At 71.6% G+C, this 25,594-nt stretch carries 23 protein-coding genes; 13 read left to right on the top strand and 10 right to left on the bottom strand.

The genetic code is table 11. The features are described 5' to 3' along the window. The first annotated feature begins 93 nt into the window (after positions 1-93). Positions 94-4,047, top strand: a complete 3,954-nt coding sequence (eccCa, locus tag ACIBVP_RS04650; protein WP_396104574.1) for a type VII secretion protein EccCa — start codon at positions 94-96, stop codon at positions 4,045-4,047. Continuing rightward, positions 4,044-5,183, top strand: coding sequence for a S8 family serine peptidase (locus tag ACIBVP_RS04645; RefSeq protein WP_396104573.1), 1,140 nt, complete (start codon positions 4,044-4,046; stop codon positions 5,181-5,183). The genes eccCa (ACIBVP_RS04650) and ACIBVP_RS04645 overlap by 4 nt, the downstream gene beginning before the upstream one ends. 12 nt (positions 5,184-5,195) lie before the next feature. Here the strand turns inward: ACIBVP_RS04645 and ACIBVP_RS04640 are convergent, their stop codons facing one another. Next, positions 5,196-6,068: a hypothetical protein gene (locus ACIBVP_RS04640; protein ID WP_396104572.1), complete on the bottom strand. Its 873-nt coding sequence runs from the start codon at positions 6,066-6,068 to the stop codon at positions 5,196-5,198. A 216-nt stretch (positions 6,069-6,284) separates the two neighbouring features. Between ACIBVP_RS04640 and ACIBVP_RS04635 the strand changes: the two genes are divergently transcribed. Together ACIBVP_RS04635 and ACIBVP_RS04630 are read left to right on the top strand one after the other, a co-directional pair. Beyond that, complete coding sequence (locus ACIBVP_RS04635; RefSeq protein WP_396104571.1) at positions 6,285-7,859, top strand: AMP-binding protein; 1,575 nt, start codon at positions 6,285-6,287, stop codon at positions 7,857-7,859. Next, positions 7,856-9,124 (top strand): MFS transporter, encoded by a 1,269-nt coding sequence (locus ACIBVP_RS04630; RefSeq protein WP_396104570.1) that lies wholly within the window; start codon positions 7,856-7,858, stop codon positions 9,122-9,124. The genes ACIBVP_RS04635 and ACIBVP_RS04630 overlap by 4 nt, the downstream gene beginning before the upstream one ends. Here ACIBVP_RS04630 and ACIBVP_RS04625 read toward each other — a convergent pair. Next, positions 9,111-9,542, bottom strand: a complete 432-nt coding sequence (locus ACIBVP_RS04625; RefSeq protein WP_396104569.1) for a PaaI family thioesterase — start codon at positions 9,540-9,542, stop codon at positions 9,111-9,113. The two genes, ACIBVP_RS04630 and ACIBVP_RS04625, sit on opposite strands and share 14 nt — an antisense overlap. 32 nt (positions 9,543-9,574) lie before the next feature. On the opposite strand from ACIBVP_RS04625, the gene ACIBVP_RS04620 reads away from it, so the two are divergent. Together ACIBVP_RS04620 and ACIBVP_RS04615 are read left to right on the top strand one after the other, a co-directional pair. Continuing rightward, positions 9,575-10,510, top strand: coding sequence for a 3-oxoacyl-[acyl-carrier-protein] synthase III C-terminal domain-containing protein (locus ACIBVP_RS04620; protein ID WP_396104568.1), 936 nt, complete (start codon positions 9,575-9,577; stop codon positions 10,508-10,510). Between the two features lie 133 nt (positions 10,511-10,643). Then, positions 10,644-10,793, top strand: coding sequence for a hypothetical protein (locus tag ACIBVP_RS04615; protein ID WP_396104567.1), 150 nt, complete (start codon positions 10,644-10,646; stop codon positions 10,791-10,793). Between the two features lie 153 nt (positions 10,794-10,946). Here ACIBVP_RS04615 and eccD read toward each other — a convergent pair whose 3' ends face one another. From eccD to ACIBVP_RS04590, 5 genes are read right to left on the bottom strand one after another with little or no spacing between them, the layout of a single operon-like run. After that, positions 10,947-12,317, bottom strand: a complete 1,371-nt coding sequence (eccD, locus tag ACIBVP_RS04610) for a type VII secretion integral membrane protein EccD (RefSeq protein WP_396104566.1) — start codon at positions 12,315-12,317, stop codon at positions 10,947-10,949. Next, a complete protein-coding gene (locus ACIBVP_RS04605) occupies positions 12,317-12,634 on the bottom strand; it encodes a YbaB/EbfC family nucleoid-associated protein (RefSeq protein WP_396104565.1) in 318 nt (105 codons plus the stop codon). The genes eccD and ACIBVP_RS04605 overlap by 1 nt, the downstream gene beginning before the upstream one ends. Beyond that, positions 12,631-13,206 carry a WXG100 family type VII secretion target gene (locus ACIBVP_RS04600; protein ID WP_396104564.1) on the bottom strand — a complete coding sequence of 192 codons (576 nt, stop codon included), beginning with the start codon at positions 13,204-13,206 and terminating at the stop codon, positions 12,631-12,633. Before ACIBVP_RS04600 ends, ACIBVP_RS04605 begins: the two co-directional genes overlap by 4 nt. 13 nt (positions 13,207-13,219) lie before the next feature. Further along, a complete protein-coding gene (locus tag ACIBVP_RS04595; RefSeq protein ID WP_396104563.1) occupies positions 13,220-13,786 on the bottom strand; it encodes a hypothetical protein in 567 nt (188 codons plus the stop codon). Beyond that, a complete protein-coding gene (locus tag ACIBVP_RS04590) occupies positions 13,783-14,097 on the bottom strand; it encodes a hypothetical protein (RefSeq protein WP_396104562.1) in 315 nt (104 codons plus the stop codon). The genes ACIBVP_RS04595 and ACIBVP_RS04590 overlap by 4 nt, the downstream gene beginning before the upstream one ends. Positions 14,098-14,216: 119 nt before the next feature. On the opposite strand from ACIBVP_RS04590, the gene eccCa (ACIBVP_RS04585) reads away from it, so the two are divergent. The 7 genes from eccCa (ACIBVP_RS04585) (at position 14,217) to ACIBVP_RS04555 (ending at position 22,746) form a co-directional block, all read left to right on the top strand. Beyond that, positions 14,217-18,194, top strand: a complete 3,978-nt coding sequence (eccCa, locus tag ACIBVP_RS04585; RefSeq protein WP_396104561.1) for a type VII secretion protein EccCa — start codon at positions 14,217-14,219, stop codon at positions 18,192-18,194. Positions 18,195-18,408: 214 nt separating this feature from the next. Beyond that, positions 18,409-18,765, top strand: coding sequence for a WXG100 family type VII secretion target (locus ACIBVP_RS04580; protein ID WP_396104560.1), 357 nt, complete (start codon positions 18,409-18,411; stop codon positions 18,763-18,765). 33 nt (positions 18,766-18,798) lie between these two features. Next, the gene (locus ACIBVP_RS04575) at positions 18,799-19,155 is read left to right on the top strand and encodes a WXG100 family type VII secretion target (RefSeq protein WP_396104559.1); all 357 of its coding nucleotides are present in this window, start codon (positions 18,799-18,801) and stop codon (positions 19,153-19,155) included. Between the two features lie 89 nt (positions 19,156-19,244). Then, on the top strand, positions 19,245-19,796 hold the full coding sequence (locus ACIBVP_RS04570; protein WP_396104558.1) for a hypothetical protein: 552 nt from the start codon (positions 19,245-19,247) through the stop codon (positions 19,794-19,796). A gap of 5 nt (positions 19,797-19,801) precedes the next feature. Then, positions 19,802-20,980 carry a WXG100 family type VII secretion target gene (locus tag ACIBVP_RS04565; RefSeq protein ID WP_396104557.1) on the top strand — a complete coding sequence of 393 codons (1,179 nt, stop codon included), beginning with the start codon at positions 19,802-19,804 and terminating at the stop codon, positions 20,978-20,980. Between the two features lie 12 nt (positions 20,981-20,992). Beyond that, positions 20,993-21,784, top strand: a complete 792-nt coding sequence (locus ACIBVP_RS04560; RefSeq protein ID WP_396104556.1) for a transglycosylase SLT domain-containing protein — start codon at positions 20,993-20,995, stop codon at positions 21,782-21,784. A gap of 38 nt (positions 21,785-21,822) precedes the next feature. Then, the gene (locus ACIBVP_RS04555; protein WP_396104555.1) at positions 21,823-22,746 is read left to right on the top strand and encodes a DUF6973 domain-containing protein; all 924 of its coding nucleotides are present in this window, start codon (positions 21,823-21,825) and stop codon (positions 22,744-22,746) included. A 388-nt stretch (positions 22,747-23,134) separates the two neighbouring features. Here the strand turns inward: ACIBVP_RS04555 and ACIBVP_RS04550 are convergent, their stop codons facing one another. The 3 genes from ACIBVP_RS04550 to ACIBVP_RS04540 all read right to left on the bottom strand — a co-directional run bounded on the left by ACIBVP_RS04550 (position 23,135) and on the right by ACIBVP_RS04540 (position 25,513). After that, positions 23,135-24,103, bottom strand: a complete 969-nt coding sequence (locus ACIBVP_RS04550) for a S8 family serine peptidase (RefSeq protein WP_396104554.1) — start codon at positions 24,101-24,103, stop codon at positions 23,135-23,137. Positions 24,104-24,240: 137 nt separating this feature from the next. After that, positions 24,241-24,864, bottom strand: coding sequence for a sensor histidine kinase (locus tag ACIBVP_RS04545; protein WP_396104553.1), 624 nt, complete (start codon positions 24,862-24,864; stop codon positions 24,241-24,243). Between the two features lies 1 nt (position 24,865). After that, positions 24,866-25,513 (bottom strand): LuxR C-terminal-related transcriptional regulator, encoded by a 648-nt coding sequence (locus tag ACIBVP_RS04540; protein WP_396104552.1) that lies wholly within the window; start codon positions 25,511-25,513, stop codon positions 24,866-24,868. Between the last annotated feature and the right edge of the window lie 81 nt (positions 25,514-25,594).

The raw sequence follows: 25,594 nt of genomic DNA, 5'->3' as shown, positions 1-25,594 counted from the left end.
GGAAGGTTCACCGACCGCACGGGAGGTGAACCATTCGGCGCCCCGCGGGCCGTGTAGTGGGTGGACCGGGCACACAGCGAGGAGCCGACCGCGATGACGACGACCTTGTTCCGCAGGCCGAGCCGGGAGCAGCCACCGGAGATGCCGAGTGGGGAACTGTCACTGCAGGAGCCGCCCGCGCTGCCGGAGACCGTCGGCAGGGACTACCTGTCCGGGCTGATGATGCTGCCGATGATGATGGGCAGCGGCGTGTTCATGCTCATCTACATCGCGCCGAACAACCCGGTGCTCGGGCTCAGCCTGTTCGGGCTGATGATGCTGATGGGGGTGATGATGTTCGTCGTCTCGCTCGCGCGTGGCGGCAGCGAACGCCGCGGCAAGATGCGCGGTGAGCGGCGGGACTACCTGCGTTACCTCGGTCAGGTCCGCGCCCAGGTGCGGGCGGCGGCGAGCAGGCAGCGGGAGTCGCTGTCCTGGCGCCACCCGGCGCCGGACGGGCTGTGGTCGGTGGCGATGACGGGCCGGCTGTGGGAGCGGCGTGCCGCGCACGGCGACTTCGCCGAGGTGCGGATCGGCACGGGTGCGCAGCGGCTCGCGATCACCATGACCCCGCTCAACACCAAGCCGATCGCCGACCTCGAGCCGCTGTCCGCGCGGGCGCTGCGCCGGTTCATCAACGCGCACGGCACGGTGCCCGGCCTGCCGACGTCGCTGTTCCTGCGCGGGTTCGCCAAGGTCCGGCTCTCCGGCGACGAGGACGCGATCCGCGGGGTGACCAGGGCGCTGATCGCCCAGCTCGTCACGTTCCACTCACCGGAGGACCTGCGGCTCGCGGTCTGCGCCGAGCCGGGCCGGGTCCACCTGTGGGACTGGGTGAAGTGGCTGCCGCACGCCCAGCACCCGGTCGAACAGGACGGTGCGGGCCAGGCCCGCCTGCTCGCCGACGGGGTGGACGCGCTCACCGAGCTGCTCGACGCGGAGCTCGGTGAGCGCGGCCGGTTCGAGGCGGCGTCGTCGCCGAGCGCGGACGAGCCGTACGTGGTGATCGTGCTCGACGGTGTCGAGGTGCCCCCGGAGTCCCGGCTGGCCGGTACCGGCTACCGCAACTCGGTGGTGCTGGACGTGAGCGGCGCACTGACGAGCACGGCGGGCCGCACGACGTTGCGGCTCGACGTCTCCGCTGAGCGGGTGGAGATGGTGCGCACCGACCGTACCGGTCAGGAGGTGCGCACGGCGCTGTGCACACCCGACCTGATGAGCATGGCGAAGGCCGCGACGCTCGCGCGGATCATCTCCCCGTACCGGCTCGGCGGCACCACCGACGTGGCCGAGCCGATGGTGGCGAACTTCGAGCTGCCGCAGCTGCTCGGCATCACCGACGTCGACACGTGGGACCCGGTGGCGCACGCCCGCACCGGGCTGACCAGGGACCGGCTGCGGATCCCGCTGGGCATCACGGAAAGCGGGGCCCCGATCGAGCTGGACATCAAGGAGTCCGCGCAGGGCGGCATGGGCCCGCACGGCCTGCTGATCGGCGCGACCGGGTCCGGCAAGTCGGAGTTGTTGCGCACCCTCGTGCTCGGCATGGCGATGACGCACTCGTCCGAGGTGCTCAACTTCGTGCTCGTCGACTTCAAGGGCGGCGCGACGTTCCTGGGGCTCGACCGGCTCCCGCACGTGTCCGCGGTGATCACCAACCTCGCCGACGAGGCGACGCTGGTGACCAGGATGCAGGACGCGCTGCACGGCGAGATGGTGCGGCGTCAGGAGTTCCTGCGCTCGGCGGGCAACTACAGCTCCCTTCTGGACTACGAGAAGGCGCGGCTGTCCGGCACGCCGCTGGACCCGCTGCCGACGTTGTTCGTGATCGTCGACGAGTTCTCCGAGCTGCTCGCGTCCAACCCGGACTTCGGTGAGCTGTTCGTGATGATCGGGCGGCTCGGCCGTTCGCTCGGCGTGCACCTCCTGCTCGCCTCGCAACGCATCGACGACGGCCGCATGCACAAGCTGGAGAGCCACCTGTCCTACCGGATCGGCCTGCGCACGTTCTCCGCGATGGAGTCCCGGTCGGTGATCGGTGTGCCCGACGCCTACCAGCTGCCCAGCGCGCCCGGCAACGGCTACCTGCGCAGCGACGTCGCGACCCTGATCCGGTTCAAGGCCGCGTACGTGTCCGGCCCGCACCGCCGCCGGACCCGCGAGCAGCGACAGGAGGAGGTGCGGCGCCAGGTCGTCCCGTTCGGGGTGGGCAAGCTGCCGGCCGGCGCCACGCCCGCACCCGCGCCCGCCCCGCAGCGACCGGAGGAGTCCGAGACCGGTGAGACGGTCCTGTCGGTCGTGGTGGACAGGCTCATGGGGCACGGGCCGCCCGCGCACCAGGTGTGGCTGCCGCCGCTGGCCGACCCGCCGTCGCTGGACCAGCTGCTGCCACCGCTCGTGCCGGACCCCGAACGCGGGCTCACCGCGGCGGGCTGGCCGGGGAGCGGCCGCTTGGTCGTGCCGGTCGGTGTGGTGGACAAGCCGTTCGAGCAGAGCCGTGACCTGCACGTGGTCGACCTGTCCGGGCCGGGGGGGCACGTCGGCATCGCCGGTGGCCCGCAGTCGGGCAAGAGCAACCTGCTGCGCACGCTGATCGCCGCGATCGCGATCACCCACACCCCGGCCGAGGCGCAGTTCTACTGCCTCGACTTCGGTGGTGGCACGCTCGCCGCGCTCGACGGGCTGCCGCACGTCGGCAGTGTCGCGGGCCGGCTGCAGGCCGAGCGGGTCGCGCGCACGATCGCCGAGGTGCAGACGCTGCTCGCCGAGCGGGAGCAGGCCTTCGCCGAGCACGAGGTGGAGAGCATGGCGTCCTACCGGGAGCGGCGCGCGAAGGGCGAGTTCGCCGACGACCCGCACGGCGATGTGTTCCTCGTCGTCGACAACTGGGGCGCGCTGCGGTCGGAGTTCGAGCAGCACGACATGGCGCTGCGCGCGCTCGCGGGCCGCGGCCTCGCCTACGGCGTCCACCTGGTGCTCACGACGAACCGGTGGTCCGATGTGCACAGCCAGTTGCGCGACCAGCTCGGCACGCGGCTGGAGCTGCGGCTGGGCGACTCGATCGACTCGGTCATCAACATGCGCAAGGCGGCGGAGGTGCCGCAGATCCCCGGCCGCGGCATGACGTCGGACCAGATGCACTTCCTGGCCGGAGTGCCGCGCATCGACGGTGTGTCCGGCACCGTGGAACTGTCCGACGCCACCCGCGACCTCGCCGCGGTCGTCGCCGAGACGTGGTCCGGCCCGCACGCGCCGGCCGTCCGGATGCTGCCCGCGGTGCTGCCCGCCGAGGACCTGCCCGCACCGCTGCCCGGCCCGAAGGTGGCCCTGGGTGCGGGCGAGCTGGACCTGCAACCGGTGTGGCACGACTTCGGTGACCGCCCACACCTGACGATCATCGGCGACAGCGGCAGCGGCAAGACCGCCGCACTGCGCCTGATCACGCGGGCGATCACGTCCGTGTACTCGCCGGAGGAGGCGCGGATCCTGGTGGTGGACCCGCGCAGGACCATCCTCGAGTCCGTGCCGGACGCCTACCGGCGCGGCACCGCGGTGTCCGTGCCCGCGGCCGAGTCGCTGGTCCGGGAGATCACCGCGGAGCTGCAGGAACGGGTGCCCGGCACCGACATCACGCCTGCGCAGCTGCGCAGGCGGGACTGGTGGAGCGGCCCGGAGATCTTCATCGTGGTCGACGACTACGACCTGCTGCTCGGCCCGGCGGGCGGCCCGTTCCAGTCCCTGGTGGAGCTGGTGCCGCAGGCGGGTGACATCGGCCTGCACATGGTCATGGCGCGGGCGGCGGCCGGGTCGAGCCGGTCGGCGATGGAGCCGGTGACTCGGCGCCTCCAGGAGTCGAACACCCCCGAGCTGGCGCTGTCGATGCCGAGCACCGAGCTGCCGCTGCTCAACGGTGTGCGGGGCAGGCAGCTGCCGCCGGGCCGGGCGGTGCTCGTCACCCGCCGCGACGGCGTCGGGCTGCAGATCGGGTGGACGGAGGAGCCGGCATGAGGGCGGTACTGATCGGCGCGGTCCTCGGGGTCACGGCCGCGTTCACACCGGTGCTCCCGGCCGCCGCCCAGCCACCGGCCGGGCAGTGCACGCCGCCCGCGCGGACCCCGGTCACGGAGGAATCCTGGGCGCAGCAAAGGATGGACGCCGACCGGGCGTGGCCGCTGACGCGCGGGGACGTGGTCGTCGGGGTCGTCGACACCGGGGTGAGCGCGTCCGCGCCCGCGTTGAAGGGGGCGGTGCTGCGCGGGACGAACCTGGCCGACGGTCCCGGGAACGACGACTGTTTCGGGCGCGGCACGTTCATCGCGTCGCTGATCGCCGCGCGGCCGAGCGACAACCCCGACGTCCCGTTCACGGGGATCGCCCCGGCCGCCCGGATCTTCCCGGTGCGCGTGCACGACGAGCCGCCGAAGATCCTGGACCACGCGTGGCTGGCACGTGCCATCGGCGACGGGATCGTGGCGGCGGTGGACGGCGGCGCGCGGGTGGTCGCGGTCGGTCTGGTGGCCACTTTGGACATGCCGGAGCTGCGGGCCGCGGTCGCGTACGCCGCGCAGCGGGACGTGCTGGTGGTGGCGTCCGCGTCGGTGCCCAAGCGCGGTCAGCTCGCGTTCCCGGCACGCATCCCGGGCGTGGTGTCGGTGGCGCCGGTCGGCCCGGACGGGCCGGTCACGTCCCCGATCTACGGCGCGAACCCGACGCTCGCCGCGCCCGCCCAGAACCTGGTCGGTGTCGCCCCGCGCGGCGAGGGCCACCGGGAGGCGTCAGGCGCCGAGCTGTCGGTCGCGTACGTGGCGGGCACGGCCGCGCTGGTGCGCGCCTACCACCCGGCGCTGTCGGCCCGCGAGGTCGCCGCCCGGTTGACGGACACGGCCGACCACCCGTCGACCACGCTGCCGAACAAGCTGATCGGCTACGGCGTGGTGAACCCGTTCGCGGCGGTCACCATCGTCCGGAACACCGACGTGGCCCCGGTTCCACCCGCCGAGGACCTGTCCGTGCCCAAGACCCCCGTCCCCGACGAGACACCGGCGAACAAGGCGCTGTGGCTCGCGGGCGGGGTGACGGCGGCGGCCCTGCTGCTCGCCGGTCCCACGGTCGCCGCCGCGGCACGTCGCCGTCGCGCCACCTGACACGGGCGGCGGTCAGGTCGACGAGGTCTCCACGGTGGCCGAGAACAGGTACCCCATCGTGGGGTCGTACTCCGCGAGCAGTACCCGGCGTCCGGTGTCCCGCGCCTCCGGCAGTCCGCGAGCCAGTTCGAGCCACACGCCGGTGTACGGCTGGTTCTCCTGGCACACAACGACATCACCGGCCCCCGTCGTGATCCTCGCCAGCTGCGGGCCGAGGATCACGGTCGCGGCAGCGGGAAGCCGGGCCAGCTCGGCGGCCAGCGCGTCGGACGCCTCGTGCGACGCCAGCTTCGTGTGCCGCCGGACCGAGAGGCCGCCCGGTGTGGACGACGTCTCCAGCACGATCCCGACCGCGGCGGCCCGGTCCGGAACCGGTGCGGGCACGGGAAGTTCGTGGTACACGGTCGGTTGCTCGGCCACGAGCAGCACCGCGCGCCGACAGCCGCCCGTGCGGGCGTAGCCCTCGATCAGGTGCAGGGCGGTGAACGCGGCCAGCAGACCCTGGTCGCACACCGTGAACGCCATCGGGGCACCGGCGCAGTGCCAGCTCAGCACCGTCGCCGTGGAGCGGCCGTAGCGGACGTCGGGGACGCCGGTGGCGAGCACGAGCACGTCGGCGGGCCGGTCCTCGGGCACCAGTTCGGCGAGCAGCGGCAGGCACATCTCCGCGTAGGAGTGGCCGACGCCGTCCGCCAGCAGGTCCTCGCGGACGGCGAGGCCGTACGGCGCGGTCATGTCGGCGACGTAGCCGGGCATCGTCGGGTTGAGCACCTGGCCGGTCAGTTCGTCGAACGTCCGGCCGACGACTCCGCCGACACGCAGGTGACCGCCGTCGTCGAGCAGGTCGGCCGGGGTCAGCGGGCCGGTGACGAACATTCCGCGCATGCCTGCAGTGTGCCCGTGATGCCCGGGTTGTCCACCTTGGCACCACCTCGTACCAAGGTCGTTCGGCAGACGGGAGCACATGGCTGACCCGTTCAGCCGACGAACTCGCACGCGGCGACAGGAACCGCTTTTCGCCCAGTTTTCCCAAGTTACGATTCGCGCTCGGATCCGACGGTGCGCTCGTGACATGCGACCGAAGTACAACTGGAGTGTGTGATGACCTCACTGCCCGCGAGCCCTGACTACGTGGTGCGGGCACTGGAGCTCTTCGCCGAGTACGGCGACCGCGAGGCGTTGGTCATCGAGGACTCGCGGTTCACCTACACCCAGGTCCGTGCCGCCGTGCTCGACATCGCCGCGAACCTGGCCGACCTCGGGCTGCGGCCGGGCACCACGGTCGGGGTCATGCTCGGCTATCCCCCGCACGCGCCGATGATCCAGCTCGCGCTGCACCTGCTCGGGTGCCGCACGGCGTGGCTGTCCAACGCGGCCTCTTCGAGGGAGCTGACGGCCTACCTCGACCAGGTGCGGCCCGAGGTGCTGCTGTACGAGGTTGCGGTGCACGGCGAACGCGGCCGCGACATCGCGGCACGGCTGGGCATCCCGGCATTCTGCGTCGGTCCTGGCGGCGCCGGGCCGGACATCCTCGCACCCCGCCCCTCCGACGCCGCACCGTTCGATGTGGACAGCGCGACCGGCGCGCCGGAGTCGGTGTTCCAGACCAGCGGTACCACCGGAGTTCCCAAGCCGCTGCTCCACACGGCGTATCTCTACGAACAGCTCATCACCCTCGCGGAGGCCATCCTCGCGGCGGGCGAGCCGCGCTACCGGCACCTGTCCGTGACTCCGATGTGGTTCGTGGCCGGGCAGACCTCGGCGTTCCTGTACCTGTTCACCGGTGGCACGCTGTTCGTCCAGCGCTTCTTCCGCGCGGCTGAGTTCCTGGAACTCCTGGAACACGAGCAGGTCAACTCCACGTTCATCACCCCGCTGATGCTCTACGAGCTGCTGGACCACCCCGACCTCGACAGGCGCGACCTGTCCGCGATGGTCGTGCTGAGCGTGGGCACCGCGGCCACGAACCCCGTGCGGTTGCGCCAGGCGGTCGACCGTCTGGGTCCGGTCGTCCGCATCACCTACGGCCTGTCGGAGTCGCCGTTCATCTCCGCGTACCCCGGTGTGGCCGCCGACCTGGACCGTCCACACCGGATCGGTTCGTGCGGCCCGGCGTACGGCGACGTGCGGCTGGAGATCCGCGGCCAGGACGGCACCACCGTGCTGCCGCCGGGCGAGACCGGTGAGCTGTGGGTGGCGAGCAAGCTCAACTTCGCCGGGTACGTCGGCCGTCCGGAACAGACGGCGGAGACCCTCGTCGACGGGTGGGTGCGCACCGGCGACATGGGGCACGTCGACGACGACGGCTACATCTACCTCACCGGCCGCGCCAGCGACATGATCATCACCACGTACGGGAGCCACCACATCTTCCCGCGTGCCATCGAGGACGCGCTGACCACACACCCGCGAGTGCGGGCGGCGGCCGTGATCGGCGTGCCGCACGAGGAGCTCGGCGAGGCCGCCCACGCCTACGTGGTGCTGACCGAGGGCGCGCCGGTGACCGAGCAGGAACTCGTCGACGTGGTCAAGGAGAGACTCACGTGGGTGTGGGCGCCGCGGTCGTTCGATTTCGTCGACGACCTGCCGAGGACCGGCAGCGGGAAGACGAACACCCGGCGGCTGCGCGAGAAGTACGCGGCTGAGCACGTGTTGGTGGAAAGCGCGACGGATTGAGCGCGGGCACCGAGAAACCCGGCACCGCGGCCAGGGTCGGGCTCGTCGCGCTGATGACGGGACACGTCGTGTCCATGCTCGGCAGCGTCGTCACCACGGTCGCCGTGCCGTGGCTGGTGCTGACCAGCACCGGCAGCGCGGCGAAGATGGGCCTGATCTCCGCGTGCACCGTGATCCCGTCCCTGCTGGCCGGGGTGTTCGGCACACCGCTGGCCGACCGGTTCGGCATCCGCCGCACGCTGGTCGTCGCCGAGTGCGCCGCCGCGCTGGCCATGCTCGGGATCGCGGTGACACCGGACATCGGGTTCCTTCCGCTTGCCGTGCTCGTCGCGGTCAAGGGTGCGCTCGTCGGTGTGGGTGGCCGCGCCCAGCACGTGCTGCTCCGCCCGGTCAGCGACGCGGCGGGGATGAAGATCATCCGGACCACCGCGATCTACGACGGGGCCGGCAACCTCGCGATGGTGACCGGTGCGCCGCTCGCGGGTCTGCTGATCTTCTGGCTCGGCCCGCAGGGCGCGATCTGGTTCGACGCGGCGAGCTTCGCGGTGTCCGCGTTGCTCGTCGGGCTGCTGGTGCACCCGCCCGCCGACGCCATGCCCGACCGCGCGGCGGCGGCGCGGGAGCCGTACCTCACCGCGTTGCGCCGCGGTGCCGCGCACCTGTGGCAGGACCGGCTGCTGGTCGGGATGCTCGCGATGACGTCGGTGATCAACCTGTTCACTGTCGCCAACTACGCGGTGTTCGTGCCGCTGTGGGTGGACGACCACTTCGGGGCGGCACCCGCGGTGGGCCTCATCCTCAGCGCGTTCGCGGCCGGCGCGATCGTCGGGAACATCGCGTTCACCGTGTTCGGCCCGAAACTGCCGCAGTACCTGACGTTCACCATCAGCCTGGTGCTGTGCGTGGCGCCGCGGCAGCTCACGCTCGGGCTCACCGACAGCCTGGCGGTGGTGCTCGTGGTCTCGGCGCTGTGCGGTGTCACCCAGGCGGCCATCCGGCCGATCCTCGGCGCCATGCTCTACGCCCGCGTGCCGGTCGAGCTGCAGAACCGCGTGTTCGGCATGGTGACCGCGGTGACCGGCAGCAGTCTCGCGTTCGGCGGCACCCTCGCCGGTCTCGCGGTCGCGGGTCTCGGCCTGCAGCCCGCGATCGTCCTTTCCGGATCCCTCTGCCTGGTGGTCACCATGATCCCATTGCTGCGTTACCGGCCGAGCGCGCACAGCCGCCTGATCACCACCGAGGCCGGCAGTGTCAGCCGGTCCTGAGGATGCGGGTGGTCGACGAGCCGACGGCGACCACCTGACCGGACTCGTCGAGCAGCTCGCCCGCGAGGAAGGCGATGGTGCCGCCGCGGTGCACGATCCGTCCGCGCCCGACCAGCCGCCCGGGTTTCGCGGGCCGCAGGAAGCTCACCTTGAGCTCGATGGTCGTCCCGTACTGGCCGGGGTCCAAAGTGGCCGCGAGCGCGGGACCCATGGTGTCGTCGAGCATCGCGGTAAGAAAGCCGCCCTGCACCGTGCCGGCCGGGTTGAGGAAGTCCTCGGTCGCCTCGAAGGAAACCTCGATCTCGCCCCGTTCCGTGTCGGCGTCGACCAGCTTCCACCCGAGGGTCGTGGTCGCCGCGGGCATCGGCGCCCGTCCTTCGACAGCATCCCAGAAGTGGCCTCTGCGTTCGCCCGTCATGGGGCAAGATTAGTACGTCGACGGGGCCTGTCATGACCGCGTTGCGCGAGGTCGCGGGTCACCTCCCACGACGGCGGGTGCCGCTCGACGAACTGCTCGCCGGGTGGCGGCTCCCGCCGACCACCGTCGACACCCTGCAACGGTCCTACGGCTACTCGGAGGTCCGCCGCCAGGAGCCCGGTGAGACACTGCTCGACCTGCTGGCCCGGTCCGCGCGGAACCTGTCGACGTTGCGCGGCAACGAAAGCCGCGTCCGCTACGTGCTCTACGCACGCACCGTGCCGGTGTCGCAACCGCACCCGTTGTCCCCGATGCCGGACCTGTGCGAGGTCCTCGACCTGCGCGCGGCGACGGCGTTCGCGGTGACGCACCACGGTTGCGCGGCCGGACTGCTCGCGGTGGACCTCGCGGGCCGGTTGCTCGCCGTGGACGGCGACCCGGACGCGCTGGCGCTGGTCCTGGCGGGCGAGCAGGTGTTCACGCTGGACGAGACGCTGCGCCCGGAGGCACGGATCTTCGGCGAGGCGTCCGCGGCCTGCCTGGTGTCCGCGGACGGGGCACGCGACCGCGTGCTGAGCTACGTGACCCTGCAGCGGGGCGACCTCGACCACTGGGCGACCGACCGGCAGGACGCGGCCGAGCGGTTCGCCAAGGAGTACACGCTGTTGCTGGGCGAGGTGATCAGCACCGCGGCCGCACGGGCGAGCGTGGGCGTCCACGAGCTGCGCCTGATCCTGCCGCACAACGTGAACGTCCGGTCGTGGCGGAAGGTGTGCAGGCACCTGGAGCTGCCGCCGACGACCGTGATGCTGGACAACGTGCCCCGCATCGGCCACACGTTCGCCGCGGACCCGTTCCTGAACTACCGCACGGCGGTCGACAGTGGACTACTCACGGAAGGCGATCGCTATCTCTTCGTGTCGGCCGGCTACGGCGCGATCTTCTCGGCAATGGTCGTCGAACACTGAAAGGATGTCTCACCTTTTCGCACCAGTCCCGACAGGCCGTTCGGCGCAATACGTTTCAGCGAAGGCAGCTTGCGGCAACGAACACAACTGCAGATACTTTTGTTCGTATTATCCCCCTAACCAAGGAGGCTCCATGGCGAGCTTTGGTGGCGGCGAAATCGTCGCTTTCGGTGGCGCGGAAGTCGCTTTCGGCGGCGGCGAAATCATCGAGGCCCAGTTCGGTGGCGGCGAGGCCGAGCGCCTCTTCGGCGGCGGCGAGACCGAGGCCGGCGTCAGCGCCTGAGTGACGTGAACCGGTGGCCCGCATCGCGATGGCGCGATGCGGGCCCACTGTCGTACGAAAAAAGTGCGACAGAAATTCCAGCGCGCCCGCGGAACAAACTCCACGGACGTCTCGAAAATTGCCCCAACGGGCGCGCACGCCAATTCCATCTCTTCAGCCGACCGCGTCGCGCACGGTGTTGTAGAGGTCCATCACGGCGCCGCCGACCGGGACGAACGAGATCAGCACCAGGTACTCCAGGCGGTCGAGCCAGCGGGCGCGGAACGGGGAGTGGACGTTCCGCTCGACCCGGCCCGCGTAGTACAGGCACAACGCCGCCGCGGTGGCGAGCAGCGCGGCCGACGTCAGCAGCCAGTCCACACTCAACGTCCCCGCCAGCTGGATCCCGAGACCGGTCAGCACGACCATCCCGACGACCACGGGCGCGACCCGTTGCACCGCACCGACATACGACCGCGAACGCAGGATCCACGCCACCCCTACGAGGCCGACCAGCAGGTCCGCCCACAACGTGCCCGCGCCGAGCAACACCATGGCACAGCCGGTCACCACCGCGCCCAGCGCCGTGACCAGCCCGGTCAGGACCGCCGCCGCCTGGGACGTCACGCCGAGCACCTCGGTGCCCAGCGCCGGCTGCTCGTCCGCGCGGAAGGACTCCATGTCCGCGGGCACGTTCGGCAGCGGCAACCGGGCCAGCCGCAGCGACAGCATCGGCGCGGCGGCGGTCATGGCCGTCAGCATCGCCACGGCGACCGTCGTCGCGCCGAGGAGGCTGACGTCGAACAGCAGCACGGCGGACGTGATGAGCGCGCCCAACGCCGAGGCGACGGCCGCGGCGGCGAACCACGCGAGGCGGTGGACGATCAGGGCGGCCGCGACCGCGCCGTAGAGGGTCGCCGCGCCGAGCCCGACGGCGAGTGAGTCCACACGGACCGGCCACACCGCGTGCGGTGGCAGCGCGGTGAGCCCGGCGAGCAGGGCGATGACCATTCCGGCGCCGGCGCAGCCGCTCGCCGCGTCGGTGTCGCCCACCGCCCTGGCCAGTGCGCCGCTGGCGAGTGCGAGCACGACGGCCATCGCGGTGCAGCCGACCCACAGCTGCGGGCGGTCCGCAAGTGCGGCGACCACCAGCAGTGCGGCGCCGAGGAACAACGCCATCGCCGCGCCGACGCCCAACCGCCTGCCGACGCGCGGCCGCCACGCTCCCCTGCGGGTCTGCGCGGCGCTCGCGATCGCGTCGACCACGTCGTCGAACAGCGGCGCGGGCTCGTACCGCGGGCGCGGGCGCAGGTTGAGGATCTCCCCGTCCCGCAACGACGCCGCCGACACGGTCAGGCCCGGTGACAGCGGCGGCTCACCGATGCGGGACAGCACCCAGCCGGTGGTGTGCGGGTCCGGCTGACTCGGCGCCCCGGCCAGCGCGACCAGCTGCGGGATCAGCTCGGCCATCGTGCACTCGACGGGAAGACCGACGTCCATCCTGGTCCTCGGCGCGACGACGGTGACCCGGCGCGGTGTCGACATCAGCCCTGCTGTGTGTTGCCGAGCACCGGCGCGAACCGGTCGTTCGTCGCGGCGGCGAGCTTGCCCAGCGCGTCGTTGACCGCCTCGGTGACGATCGCGCCGAGGTCGTGCGCGTCGTAGCGGCGCGGCAGTTCCGCGTCGATGGCGATCTCGGTGAACCGGCCGGTGCCCCGCACGGTCGCGACGACCTCGTTGGCCCGCGAGTGGCCCTTGACGACCAGCGCGTCGACGCTGCGCTGGATCTGCTCGATCGCGTCCTGGTGTCTGCGCAGCTCCGCCATCAACTCCGCCGAATCCGGCACCTCGAAGCTGCTCATCGGCTGCCCGCCATCACGTTGCGCTGGCTGTACAGCTGGGTGAACGTGCTGCTCAGCTGGTCGGTGATCTGCTTGGCCGCGTTCTGCTTGCTGGACTTCAGCCGCATCGCCTGCTGCACGGCCTTCGCGATGGCCGCCGCGATGAGCGCGGCCGCGTCCGGGCGGCCCGACGCCGCCGCGATCGCCGCCTGCATCACCTGCGTGATCAGCTGCTGCAGCTGCTGGAAGTCCTGCTGCTGCTGGTCCATCTGGCCCTTCGCGCTGGTCAGCGCGTCCGCGGAGGAGTTGAGCCGGTTCGCTTCCTGCTCCAGGTTCTGCTTCAGCACGTTCTTCAGCTCCTCGACCATGCTCTGGCACGTGTCGCGGCACGCGTCGTACGCCGCGCCGTTCCACCCCTGGCCGAGGTTGGACACGAGCTGACCGGTCTCGCTCGCGGCGTCACCGACGTCCGCCGCGCACCGCATGCACTCCCGCGCCTTGGCCCGCAGCTCCTCCGGGCTGCCGGTGACCTGCTCGATGGCCTTCGCCAGCAACGCCGCCGTGGCGCTGAAGATCGGTCCTGGCCCACTCATCGTCAAACCTCCGTCATCTCGATTCCCGGAGTCCGTAGCGGTCCCCGTCATTCCACAGTGGAGCGAGCTGGTCGGTGCCGATCGCGTTCAGCGCCAGGCGGAACTGGGTCATGATCTCGGCGAGCCGGTAGCCCATCATCACCGCCATCAGCTGCGCGAGCCCACGTGAGTGCGGGAAGCGCATCATCCGCCGGAGGATCTTCTCCGCGAGCGTCGCCTGCTTCTGGTAGTACTCCTGGATCTCCTTGAGCAGCTTGGCGACCGACCGCAGGCTCGCGGCCTCCTGTTCCGCCTTCGCGGCCCGCTGTTCGAGCTGCTGGAGCAGCGTGCCGATGAGGCCACGTCCGGTGTCGGCCGCCGACCCGGCCCAGTTCCCGAAGCCGAAGCCGACCGTCAGCAGGGCACGGCAGTCCTCGATCAGCGCCCGCAGCTCCTTGGCCTTGCTCTCCAGCTGGGCCGCCCGGTCCTCGATCTCCTCCGGCTTGCTGCCCGCGATCGACCCGAGGAGGTCACCGACGAACGACGCGAGCGCGAGGTAGAGCGGGGTGTGCGGGATCGGCATGATGTGGAACTCGGTCATCGCAGCCGCCACCCCGCCAGGTACACGGCGTTCGCGGCCGCGTCGTCCCGTGCCTGGTACATGTCCGCGACCGCGGTGGTCATGTCACCCGCGTCGCGCAGGGCACGCACCACCGAGTCCAGTGCCGCGACCTTCCGCTGGTGGGTGCCCGCGTAGGTCGCGGCGACGGTGTCGGCGATCCCGCCGAACGAGGCGGTGGGAACGGCCAGCGAGTCCACCTCGCGCACCAGGTCGTAGGCCCTGGACAACTTGCTGTCGAGGTCAGCGGCGGCGGCCCGCAACTGGTCCAGGTCGACCGAGTATCCGGACATCTCGCTCCCTTCGCGCCGGCTGGTGATCGTTCTGATGGGAGCGTAGGACGACCGGACGACCCCGGCAGACGGCAAAAGTACCCACCCCGGTGTCCGTGGATCTGACGATGATTACCCGCATGACCGCCGCCCCGACGCTTCGTCCCCGCCGCGCCCCGGCGCCCCGGTCGCCTGCCGGCGAGCTGGTGCTGCAGTCGCCGCCGGTCCTGGCGAAGGGCAGTGCGCAGGCGCTGCTGCAGATGCTGTTCATGGTGCCGATGATGCTCGGCATGGGCGCCATGTCGTTCGTCTACATCGGACGCTCCGGTGGCCCGATGACGTTCGTCTTCGGCGGCCTGTTCATCCTGGTCATGGGTGGCATGGTCGTGATGATGCTCGCGGGCGGCAGGCACCAGACCAAGGCGAAGATCAACGAGGAGCGGCGCGACTACCAGCGTTACCTCGCGGGGCTGCGCAAGCAGGTGCACGACGTCGCCGACGCGCAGCGGCTCGCGCTGGAGTTCGACCGCCCCGCCCCCGCGGACCTGTGGACGCTGGTGCGCGGCTCACGCCGGTGGGAGCGCCGCCGCTCTGACCCGGACTTCGGGCAGGTCCGGGTCGGGGCCGGCCCGCAGCGGCTCGCCACCCCGTTGCGGGCACCGCAGACGGCGCCGCTCGAGGACCTCGACCCGGTGTCGTCGACCGCGCTGCGGCACTTCATCCGCGCCTACTCGACCGTGCCGGACCTGCCGGTGGCGATCTCGCTGCGTGCGTTCTCCCGCATCGAGATCAGCGGGCACCGGGACGCCACGCTCGACCTGCTCCGCGCGCTGCTGGCGCAGGCGGTGGCGTTCCACGCGCCCACGGACCTGCTGCTCGGGCTGTGCGTGGCGACGGACCGCCAGGGTGACTGGGACTGGTCGAAGTGGCTGCCGCACGCGGCGTCGGCGTCCGACTCCGACGCCGTCGGCCCGGTCCGGTACGTGGCGGGGAACCTCGACGAGCTGGCCGAGCAGTTCGGCCAGGACCTCGGCGAACGCCCGGCGTTCACCCGGCAGGGCGGCATGGGGTTCGACGCGCCGCACCTGGTGGTCGTGGTCGACGGCGGACGCACCCACGGCGCCACCCGGATCACGCCGAGCCCCGGGCTGCACGGCGTCACCGTGATCGAGCTGACCGACACCCCGCCCGCCGAGATCGGGCCGCACGAGCTGGGGCTCCACGTCGCCGACGGCAAGGTCGGCATGCTGGTCGACGCCGGGTCGGACGCGGTCTACTCCTACCTCGGTGTGCACGACCAGGTCGACCACCTGGCCGCGACCGCGCTGGCCAGGGAGCTCGCGCCGTACCCGCGGGCCGGGGTGGTGACCGCGGAGAGCCCGCTGTCGACCACGTTCGGGCTGGCGGTGCTGCTCGGCCTCGACGACCCGCGCGACACCGATCCGGCGGTCACGTGGCGGCCGAGGTCCGCGCGCGACCGGCTGCGGGTGCCGCTGGGGCTCGACCCGCAGGGCCAGCCGGTGGAGCTGGACCTGAAGGAGTCCGCGGAGGGCGGCATGGGCCCGCACGGCCTCGCGATCGGCGCGACCGGGTCCGGCAAGAGCGAGCTGCTGCGCACGCTGGTCTGCGGGCTGGTCGTGACGCACTCGTCAGAGGCGGTGAACCTGGCGCTGATCGACTTCAAGGGCGGCGCCACGTTCGCCGGGATGACCGACCTGCCGCACACGTGCGCGGTGATCACCAACCTGTCGGAGGACCTGGCACTGGTCGACCGCATGGCCGACGCGATCAACGGTGAGCTGGTGCGCAGGCAGGAGCTGCTGCGGGCGGCGGGCAACTTCGCGTCGGTGCGCGACTACGAGCGCGCCCGCGCCGCCGGGGCCGACCTCGCACCGATGCCGTCGCTGCTGGTGATCATCGACGAGTTCAGCGAGCTGTTGTCCAGCCGCCCGGAGTTCATCGACCTGTTCGTGCAGATCGGCAGGCTGGGCCGCAGCCTCGCGGTGCACCTGCTGCTGGCGTCGCAGCGGCTGGAGGAGGGCCGGTTGCGGGGGCTGGAGGCGCACCTGTCGTACCGCATCGGCCTGCGGACGTTCTCGGCCGCGGAGAGCCGGACCGTGCTCGGCGTGCCCGACGCGTACCACCTGCCCGCGGTGCCGGGTTCGGCGTACCTCAAGACGGACACGGAGACGTTGCGGCGCCTGAAGACCGCGTTCGTGTCCGGCGAGCTGCCGCCACGCGTGACCGGCCCGGCGCGACCGGCGGCGCCGGGCAGGCAGGTGCTGCCGTTCCGGCTGACGAGGGTCACCGACCCGACCCCGCCCACGCCTGCCCCACCGTCCACACCGGACGCCGCGGACGGCACCGGTGAGACGATCATGGGGGCGATGCTGTCCCGGCTGGAAGGCATGGGCCCGCCCGCGCACCAGATCTGGCTGCCGCCGTTGGCCGACCCACCGACGCTCGACCAGCTGTTGCCGCCGCTCGCGGCCGACGAACGGCGTGGGCTGTGCCCGAAGGACTGGCGCGGCAACGGGTCGCTGGTGGTCCCGGTGGCCATCGTGGACAAGCCGTTCGAGCAGACCCGCGACGAGCTGTGGTTCGACCTGACCGGCGCGGCGGGCAACGTGATGCTGATCGGCGCGCCGCAGAGCGGGAAGAGCACGTTCCTGCGCGGGCTGGTCGCGTCGCTGGCGCTCACCCACACCCCGGCCGAGGTGCAGGTGTTCCTGCTGGACATGGGCGGCGGCGCGCTGGGCGCGGTGTCGGGGCTGCCGCACGTGAGCGGCTACGCGGTACGCCGGGACGCGGAGAGCTGTCGGCGCATGGTGGCGGAGGTCGCGTCCCTGCTGGCGCAGCGGGAGGCGTTGTTCGCCGAACACGGCGTCGACTCGATCACCACGTTCCGTTCCCGCCGTGCGGACTTCACCGAGAGCGACGACGGCCGCGAGTTCGGCGACGTGTTCCTGGTGATCGACGACTGGGCGACGGTCCGCCAGGAGTACGAGTTCCTGGAGGCGACGATCATCCGGCTCGCCACCCGTGGCCTGGGGTTCGGCATCCACGTGGCCGTGTCGACGACGTGGTGGCTGAGCATGCCGACTCAGCTGCGCGACAGCATGGGCACCCGCGTCGAGCTGCGCCTGGGCGACCCGTCCGACTCGATGATCGACCGCCGGGTGGCGATGAACGTCCCGAAGAACAAGCCGGGCCGCGGCATCACCATGGACCGGCTGCACATGCTGGGGGTGCTGCCCCGCCTCGACGGCGACGACCGCGTGGACACGCTGCCGGACGGCACCGCCGACCTGGTCAAGCGGATCACCGCCGCGTGGCCCGGCCCGCACGCTCCGAGGATGCGCCTTCTCCCCCGCGAGGTCCCGGCCGCGTCGCTGGCGGACGCGTGGCACAGGCCGGGCCGCGGCATCCCACTGGGCCTGGCGGAGTCCGACCTGCGCCCGGCGTACATCGACTTCGACGCCGAACCGCACTTCCTGGCCTTCGCCGACGTCGAATGCGGCAAGACCGCACTCCTACGCACCATCGCCGACGGCATCACCCGCCGCTACACCCCGGACGAGGCCCGGATCGTCCTGGTCGACTACCGGCGGGGACTGCTGGGCGCGGTGCCACGGGAACACCTGCTGGGGTACGCGGGCTCGGAACCGGTACTGGAGGACTACGTCACGCAGATCGCCACCGCGATGCGCGAACGCCTGCCCGGCCCGGACATCACCCCGGAACAGCTGCGACGCCGCGACTGGTGGACGGGCCGCGAGCTGTTCCTGCTGGTGGACGACTACGAACTGGTCGCGTCCCCGGGCAAGCTGGTGCACCCGCTGCAGCCCCTGCTGGACTACCTGCCGCACGCGAGGGACATCGGCCTGCACCTGGTGATCACGAGGAGCAGCGGCGGCGCGGCGAGGGCGGCGTTCGACCCGGTGATCCAGCGCATCCGGGAACTGGGCACGCCGGGCATCGTGATGTCCGGCGACCGGGACGAGGGCGCCCTGATCGGTGACGTGCGGCCGGGCCCGCAACCACCCGGCCGGGGAAACCTGGTGCGCAGGCGAGCGGGCACCGAACTGGTCCAGGTCAGCTGGACAGAACCAACCTGAAGGCCCCAATCGTCACCCAACCACCGCACCGAAGGACCCCTTCAGCACCCAGCCACCGCCAAAGCCGGGCGCAAGCCCACAAAGACAGCCTGCCCCCCGAGGGAAACCCATGCCCCCTGTGGGTAAAAACGCCGTCGAAGAGCTGGGCAGTTGTGCCGTTGGAGCAGCCGATCGACGCCCATAGTGTGACTCCCGGAAGGAGGTAACACACACTATGGCACCTCAGGGAATTCTCGTTGACCAGGCCGTCATGGGGAAGGCCGCCAAGGACTTCGACGACACCTCGGTCCGCATCCAGGACATGATGGGCAAGCTCAACTCCGAAGTGGACAGCCTGGTCGGCGCGACGGCCAACTTCAACGGCGCGGCAAGGCTTTCCTTCGACCAGAACAAGATGCTGCTGAACGACCGCATCCAGAAGGCGCGGCTCGAGCTGAACGTGATCGCGCAGAAGTTCAACGAGGTCATGACGCAGCACTCCGAGTTCTCGCGCCAGCAGGGCGTGAAGTTCACGCAGACCGCTCAGGGCGCGTCGGGCGGCTCCGGCATCGTGTCCGGCCTGAACGGCTGATCCCCCAGTACGACCGAAAGGAGTGAGCTGACGATGTACACGGAAGGCGCAGCCTCCAGCGGCACCGTCGCGATGAACTACGGCGCGGTGGACAGCGCCGGTGGTTCGCTGGTGAAGTACGCCGGTGCCATCAACGTGGCGCTGAGCGACCTCGACACCGCGCTGAGCCCGGTCCGCGAGACCTGGTACCGGTCCGGCGCGCAGTCCGGTCTGGACGCCCAGGCCGCCGAGTCCAAGCTGCGCGGGCTGCTCGCCGAGATGACGCAGATCGTCCACAACCTCGGTGGGCTGCTGAGCCAGTCGGCCGCGGACGGCGCGGCGCTCGACGGGCACCTGGCGTCCAAGTTCCAGCAGCACGGCGCGACCCCGGCGGGGCAGGGCCTGTACTGAGCCACCACCTCCACGTCGGGCGCGCGTGGGGTGGGTGAGCCAGGCAGGCCACCCACCCCGCCGCGACCCGCGCCGCGAAAGGGGATCTCATGCCGTCGCCCGACGAGGCCTTCGCGATCAACCTGGACTCGCTCACGACGTTCACGCACGAGCTGGGCACCCAGCTGAGTGGCATGGCCCAGCCGAAGGGGCACCTGGACGCGCTCACCGTGGCGGCGATGCTGCTCGGCACGTTCGGCGAGGCGCAGTCGCTGCGCACCAACCACGACGTGGCCGTCGACGAGATGTCCGTCCTGGTCGGGCAGGCGCGCGACGCGATCGACTTCGCCGCGGAGATCACCAAGTCCGTGACGACGTCCTACGAGCACTACGACGACGAGGTGGCCGCGGCGGTGCGGAACGCCGCGCACGGCGTCGGCCCCGGGCTCGGTCCCGACGGCCTGCCTCCCGGCATCGGCAACGGCCTCGGCAACGGGATCGGCAACGCGATCGGCAACGGCCTCGGCGGGCATGTCGTGGACTCGATCGTCGAGGACATCATCGGCGACGAGCCGCACGAGCAGCCCGGTGGTTCCCGTGACGACGTCGTCGAGGACATCGTCGACGCGCTCCTCGACGAGCACGAGCCAGGGAAGGCGTGACGCCCATGTACGTCACCACACCGTTCGCCGCGTTCAGCCACCAGGAGCTGTGGGACATGCTCCACGCGGGCGACGAGGGGACCCCGCGCACCGCTGCGCACCAGTGGGAAGCGGTCGGGGCCAGGCTCAACGAGCAGGCGTCCAACCTGGAGGGCAAGCTCACCCGGTTCCGCAAGGACTGGAAGGGCGGCGCCGCCGAGCAGTACCAGGTCATGGTCGGCGACCTCGCCACCGGCCTGCGCAGGATCGCCGAGGCGTCGCTCGTGATGCGCGACCTCACCCACGACGCGGCCGACGCGCTCGCCAAGGCCAAGCGTGAGATGCCGCCCCCGGTCGCGGTTCCCGAACTGTCCGGCGCGACGGTCCGGATGGCCTCGACGCCGCTGTCGGTCAACCCGTTCCTGCCCCGCGGCCAGGTCTACGAGCTACGGCAGCAGCAGGCCGACGCGGTGCGCGCGGTCGAGGAACAGCAGCAGGCCGCCGCGGCGGCGGAGGCGGCGCACGCGAGGGCGGTCGCCGTGATGACCGAACTGGCGGGTCACTACCAGGCCGCCGACCAGTCCATTCCCCGCACCCCGACCGCCGGTGCGGCACCGGACGTGCCACCGACCGGGCAGGTCGCGGGCCAGGACGAACTCGGCCGGCACGGCGGCACCGAGCTGGAGCAGACGACGAGCAAACCGGTGTTCGGCAACATGTTCAGCGCGGGCATCGCGGCCGCCGTGGCCGCCGGCACCGGTCGCCTCGGCATGCCGCTGCTGCCGAAGGTGCCGCCGTGGTCGAAGAAGCCGGTGAAGAAGGACAAGAAGGACACCAAGCCGAACACGGTGCCGCTCAAGGGTTTCAGCGGTGGTGGCGGAGGAGGCGGCGCGATCGGCGGTGGGACCGCCGCGACGCCACAGGCCGGGGTGGTCGGCGCACAGCAGGGCTCGGCCGCAGCCGCGGCCGCCATGCGTGCCGCGGGCGGTGCGGCGGCGGCCGGGGCGGGCATGGGCACCGGCATGCCGATGATGCCGTTCATGCCGTTCGCCCCTGGCGCGGGTGACATGTCCGGGGCGCGCCGCATCCCGCCGTGGCTCATGGAGACCGAGGAGGTCTGGGGCGAGTCGGCGACCATCACGCCACCGGTGGTCGGCGAGGACCCCGCCGTCGAGCAGGACCCGCCGGGTGGGTACCGATTCTGAGAGGAATGTGAAATGCCGAACTTGACGGCCCAGGAAATCGCGCAACACGCGGCCAACGCCGGGTTCACCGGGGACGACCTGGAGATCGCGGTCGCGGTCGCGCTGGCGGAGTCGAGCGGAAACCCAGGCGCGCTCGGGGACATCGGCCTGCAGACGCAGAAGTGGGGCGCGTCGGTCGGGCTGTGGCAGATCCGGTCGCTCAACCCCGGCTACGGCACGGCGGCCGAGCAGGCGACGCGCAACCACGACGCGAACCTCGACCCGGCGACCAACGCCCAGCACGCGTACCAGATCTACCAGCAGCGCAACAACTCGTTCAACGACTGGTCCACCTACACCGAGGGCCAGTACCGGTCGCACCTGGACACCGCACGCCAGGGCATCGCGAACATGAACAACGGCGCGGCCACGGACCCGGCCCCGGTGCAGCAGGACCACCAGACCACCCCGAGCGGCGCCGACGGGCAACAGTCCAACTCGAACGGGTTCATGTCGGAGCTGCAGAAACTGCTCGAAGCGGTCGGCAAGCTGCTCAACCCGGCGGACAAGCTGAAGCGCGCCGCCAACACCGTCGGCGGCGCGGCGGCGAGCAGCGCGGCGTTCGGTCAGGTGCAGGCATCGGGTACCGCGCACCAGGCGCACACCGCGAACACGCAGGCGTACCGCGACCACGCGACGCGCGGCCAGGAGCGACTCCGCACCCAGAGCGACGAGATCCGCTCCGGCGCGAAGTGCTACGAGGACCTCTCCGGCCGGCAGGCCGACAGCATCAACACGACCGCGCAGAAGGTACGCGCGGACTGAGTCCGCCATTCGCCCGGTGAGCCGAGAGGAGCCCGGACATGCCGGAACCCGCCCCAGGGCCCGGGTTTCACGTTCAGCACGACGCGCTGACCGTTGCCGCGACCCGGGACCTGCCCCGGCAGGTGTCCGCGTTGGACCGCATCGCGCGAGCCCTCACCGGGCGAATGGTTCCCACCGCCGCGTTCGGCGACGTCGAGGGTTCGGCCCGGGCGGGCGCGGGGCACGCCCGGGCGGTGTACGAGGGCACCGCCCGGCTCACGTCGGCGAGCGAGAAGCTGCAGGAGGTCATCGGCGGCATCCAGTTGTCCACCATGACCTTCCGCGACTGGGACCAGGAGAAGGCCGCACGGATCGACGAGCAGGCCGCGCACCCGATCCCCCCGGCCGAGGTGGGCCCGCGCAAGCTGGCCCCGGCCGAGATCCTGCGGAACTACCAGGTCTCCCCCGACCCCGGCGGCACCACGAAGTACCCGGGGTGGCCACTGGACCAGGTGGTGACCCCGAGATCGATCACCGCGACCGAGGCAGCCATGCTGGACGACCTGAACTGGTACGAGGCGTGGCGGTTCAGCACCATCCGCGACGAGGCCTACGAACAGGCCCAGTCCCGCTTCTCCAGCTGGGGCCAGGAAGACGGCCACGGCGACGCGTACCGGCACGCGTACGCGAGCGCACTGCTGGAACGCCAGTTCGGCGCGTCGTGGGCAGCGGACTACACAACCGCACACGAGGCGCTGGCGGGCAACCCACCCGCGAAGGAAGCCATGGACCTGTTCAACAACGAGGTCGGCCGCGTCATAGCCGTGGACAACCCGGACCTGGACCAGACCGCCCTGGCCGACCGACTAGAACAGGCCGTGCGCACCGGCGAAACGGTGGTCATCGACGCAGCAGGCGACCTCCAGTACAGCAACGAGGTAGTAGACGGCCAAACGTACTTCGACCGCCGCCGCCTCCACTGACCCCAATGCCCTGAAAGCGTGTTTCACAGCACCACCACCCGGAAGGCCCGGGCGCGAAGCGCCCGAGGCCCGCGAAGCGGGCCCAGCCTCGTGCACAAGCCGGGCGAAAGCCCACAAAGACGGCCTGCCTGCCCTCCCGTCGACCTGGCGAAGCCCGATCACACCGGGTCAAGGGGCCAACAAAAAGCACACCATGCACAAAAACACCGGCCCCTTGACGCGGTGTGATAGCCCGGAGGGAGGTCGACGGGAGGGCAGGCCACCCATCCATGCCAAACCACAACAAGCAAGAATCGGAAGGCCCCTCCCCGAGATCAGCCCGTCCGGCGAGGACCCCCCGGACGGCAGCCCGTCCGACGAGGACACAAACCCACACCGGAAAGCCCACTCATCCGCCACGCCACCCCCGAGCCCGCCCCCGCCGAACCACCCCCACCGACACGATCGCAACCACAGCCAACAACACCCCACCCACCCCCAACACCCCAGGAAGCCGCCGATGCACAACCGGCTCCCCCGGCCCGGAAGCAGGCACAAAAGGCGCGGCGGAAACCCCGGAAGCAACCGACCCACCCAACGAAGCCGTCACAGCCGCCCGCACATCGAGCACCCCCCACCCGAGCCGCGGATCCCGCCCAGGCGGCCCGCTCGCCGTCTCGACGACCCGCTGAACCACCTGCGCGGCCCGCAACTCCGGCCGGTAGGCACGAACCAAAGCCACCGCCCCGGCAACGTAAGCAGCCGCCGCGTACAGCGGCGGCGAAGCAAGCCCCCAGATGTGCCCGAGCTTCCCACCGGTCCGCGCCGACGTACCGACGACATCCTTACCGGGAGCGGAAACCGCGATGTGCTCCCCCGCCTCCCCCTGCACCGCCCCACCCCCCTCGTCCACGACCCCCACCCCGAGCACGCCGGGCAAACTCGTCGGATAGGACCGCGCCGAAGCCTTGTCCCCGACGGCGGGCGACACGACCACCACGTCCCGCGCGACAGCCTCCCGCACGGCCCGCACCAACGCCGGACTGTCCCGCATGGTCGGCACGACCACCAGAACCACGGTCGCACCCCCGTCGACAGCGCCCGAGATGGCACTCGCCAGCCGGTCCGGATCGGGCGCACCCCCGTTGCCGGTCGTCTCCGTGTACTTGCCCGGCAGGATCCGGGCCCCCGGCGCCATACCGGTGAAGGTCGTCGCCGGATCCGGCCGGCCCGCGACGATCCCGGCGGCGAACGTGCCACGCCCGTCGCAGTCGTCCGTCGCGCCCGGCAGAACCCGGTCCAGCTGTGGGTTGCCGGAGTCCACCCCGGTACCGAGAACCGCGACCGTCTGCCCCACCCCGGTGGTGAGCGGCCACACGGACCGAGGATCGGTCAACCGAGCCGCCCACGTCGGCGGCTCACGATAAACCCCCGTCGGCCGCACACACTGCGGCGCCGCGGCTGCGGGCGCCACCCCGAGCCCCAGCGCGGCGACACACAACGCCAGCAACACCCTCACCGCGGCACCCACAACGTGACCGTCGTCCCGCGCCCAGGCCGTGACCGGACACGGGCGGCGCCACCGACCTCGACCATCCTGCCCACAATGGACTCCCGAATCCCGAACCCGGGTGTGCCCGTGAACCCGGCACCGCGGTCAGCGGCGATCACCGCGATCCCGCCCGCCCGCTCGACGACCCGCACCCGCGCCCGGTCGACACCCGAATGCCTGCGGGTGTTCCGCAGCACCTCACGGACCGCGTCACACACCGCCAGCCCGCGTGCGGAGGGCAGCACCGGATCGGCGTCGGCCACCAGGTCCACCCGCAGCCCGTGCCGTTCCTCCTCGGCGATCGCCGACCGCAGCGCGTCGGAGAGCGCCGACACCGGCTCCGGCCCGCGGTCCAGGAGATCCCGCCGCAACGCCGCGGCCTGTGCCCGCGCGGTCCGGCGGAGGTCGGCGAGCTTCTCCGGCGCCCGGTCTGCGTCCCCGGCGGCGGCGAGCGCGAACGCCTCCAGCGTCGGCAGGACGGTGTCGTGCAGGTACCGGTTGACGGCGGTCCGCTCCGCGCGCCTGCCCCGCCGCACCCCGGCGGCGTGAGCGGCCGCCAGCGCGGCCAGCGCGAGCCTCGTGCGCATCTCAGGCGGTCAGCAACGACTTCTCGGCGCGCACGTGGCCGTGCCGGATGGCGTACCGGGTGAGGTCGGACCGGCGGCGCACGCCTGTCTTGTCGCGGATCCGGTCCAGGTAGGACCGGACGGTGCGGACGCTGATGGCCAGTGCCTCGGCGATGTCGCGGTCCCGCTCCCCCGCCGCGACGCGGGACAGCACCTCGATCTCCCGCACGGACAGCTCCGGGTACTGGGCGCGGCTGCGCTCGGACGCGTCGAGCACGAACGACGCGACGGTCGGCGACAGGTACCGCCGCCCGGCGACGACCTCCCGGATGGCGCGCAGGATCTCGGCGCCGTCGGCGTCCTTGCAGAGGAAACCCCGCGCGCCCGCGTCCATCGCACCGAGCACCTGCGCTCTGTTCGCGTGCGCCGACACGATGAGCACGCGGTGTCCCAGGCGGACGACCTCCATCACCGCGGCGGCGTCCCGCACCTCCGGCACGTTGAGGTCCAGCAGGACCACGCAGTCCGTGCTCCGCCTGCGGGCGGCGAACTCGGCGACGGACTCGCCCGCCGCGTCGAGCTCGAACCCCGGTTCCTCGGCGAGCAGGGCCGCCAGCGCGGCACGGTAGAGCGGATGGTCTTCGATCACCCCGACCGCGATCGTGGCCATCGGTCCCTCCTCGGCGGTCCCGTGTCTGATCCGGTACCGACGGTAGCGAGCCCGGCGGCCGTGTGATGGTGGTCGTTCGTC

The sequence above is a fragment of the Actinophytocola sp. NPDC049390 genome (assembly GCF_044466355.1).
Classification (GTDB): domain Bacteria; phylum Actinomycetota; class Actinomycetes; order Mycobacteriales; family Pseudonocardiaceae; genus Actinophytocola.
Note: the sequence above shows the minus strand (reverse complement) of the source record. Positions and strands in the feature narration are given on the sequence as shown.

Coding starts and splice junctions, on each gene's coding strand:
- ACIBVP_RS04570 (WP_396104558.1), top strand. CDS start 19,245: ATGCCGTCGCCCGACGAGGCCTTCGCGATCAACCTGGACTCGCTCACG.
- ACIBVP_RS04635 (WP_396104571.1), top strand. CDS start 6,285: ATGACCTCACTGCCCGCGAGCCCTGACTACGTGGTGCGGGCACTGGAG.
- ACIBVP_RS04540 (WP_396104552.1), bottom strand. CDS start 25,513: ATGGCCACGATCGCGGTCGGGGTGATCGAAGACCATCCGCTCTACCGT.
- ACIBVP_RS04615 (WP_396104567.1), top strand. CDS start 10,644: ATGGCGAGCTTTGGTGGCGGCGAAATCGTCGCTTTCGGTGGCGCGGAA.
- ACIBVP_RS04575 (WP_396104559.1), top strand. CDS start 18,799: ATGTACACGGAAGGCGCAGCCTCCAGCGGCACCGTCGCGATGAACTAC.
- ACIBVP_RS04605 (WP_396104565.1), bottom strand. CDS start 12,634: ATGAGCAGCTTCGAGGTGCCGGATTCGGCGGAGTTGATGGCGGAGCTG.
- ACIBVP_RS04640 (WP_396104572.1), bottom strand. CDS start 6,068: ATGCGCGGAATGTTCGTCACCGGCCCGCTGACCCCGGCCGACCTGCTC.
- ACIBVP_RS04545 (WP_396104553.1), bottom strand. CDS start 24,864: ATGCGCACGAGGCTCGCGCTGGCCGCGCTGGCGGCCGCTCACGCCGCC.
- ACIBVP_RS04645 (WP_396104573.1), top strand. CDS start 4,044: ATGAGGGCGGTACTGATCGGCGCGGTCCTCGGGGTCACGGCCGCGTTC.
- ACIBVP_RS04600 (WP_396104564.1), bottom strand. CDS start 13,206: ATGAGTGGGCCAGGACCGATCTTCAGCGCCACGGCGGCGTTGCTGGCG.
- ACIBVP_RS04565 (WP_396104557.1), top strand. CDS start 19,802: ATGTACGTCACCACACCGTTCGCCGCGTTCAGCCACCAGGAGCTGTGG.
- ACIBVP_RS04620 (WP_396104568.1), top strand. CDS start 9,575: ATGACCGCGTTGCGCGAGGTCGCGGGTCACCTCCCACGACGGCGGGTG.
- eccCa (WP_396104561.1), top strand. CDS start 14,217: ATGACCGCCGCCCCGACGCTTCGTCCCCGCCGCGCCCCGGCGCCCCGG.
- ACIBVP_RS04595 (WP_396104563.1), bottom strand. CDS start 13,786: ATGACCGAGTTCCACATCATGCCGATCCCGCACACCCCGCTCTACCTC.
- ACIBVP_RS04625 (WP_396104569.1), bottom strand. CDS start 9,542: ATGACGGGCGAACGCAGAGGCCACTTCTGGGATGCTGTCGAAGGACGG.
- eccD (WP_396104566.1), bottom strand. CDS start 12,317: ATGTCGACACCGCGCCGGGTCACCGTCGTCGCGCCGAGGACCAGGATG.
- eccCa (WP_396104574.1), top strand. CDS start 94: ATGACGACGACCTTGTTCCGCAGGCCGAGCCGGGAGCAGCCACCGGAG.
- ACIBVP_RS04560 (WP_396104556.1), top strand. CDS start 20,993: ATGCCGAACTTGACGGCCCAGGAAATCGCGCAACACGCGGCCAACGCC.
- ACIBVP_RS04555 (WP_396104555.1), top strand. CDS start 21,823: ATGCCGGAACCCGCCCCAGGGCCCGGGTTTCACGTTCAGCACGACGCG.
- ACIBVP_RS04590 (WP_396104562.1), bottom strand. CDS start 14,097: ATGTCCGGATACTCGGTCGACCTGGACCAGTTGCGGGCCGCCGCCGCT.
- ACIBVP_RS04580 (WP_396104560.1), top strand. CDS start 18,409: ATGGCACCTCAGGGAATTCTCGTTGACCAGGCCGTCATGGGGAAGGCC.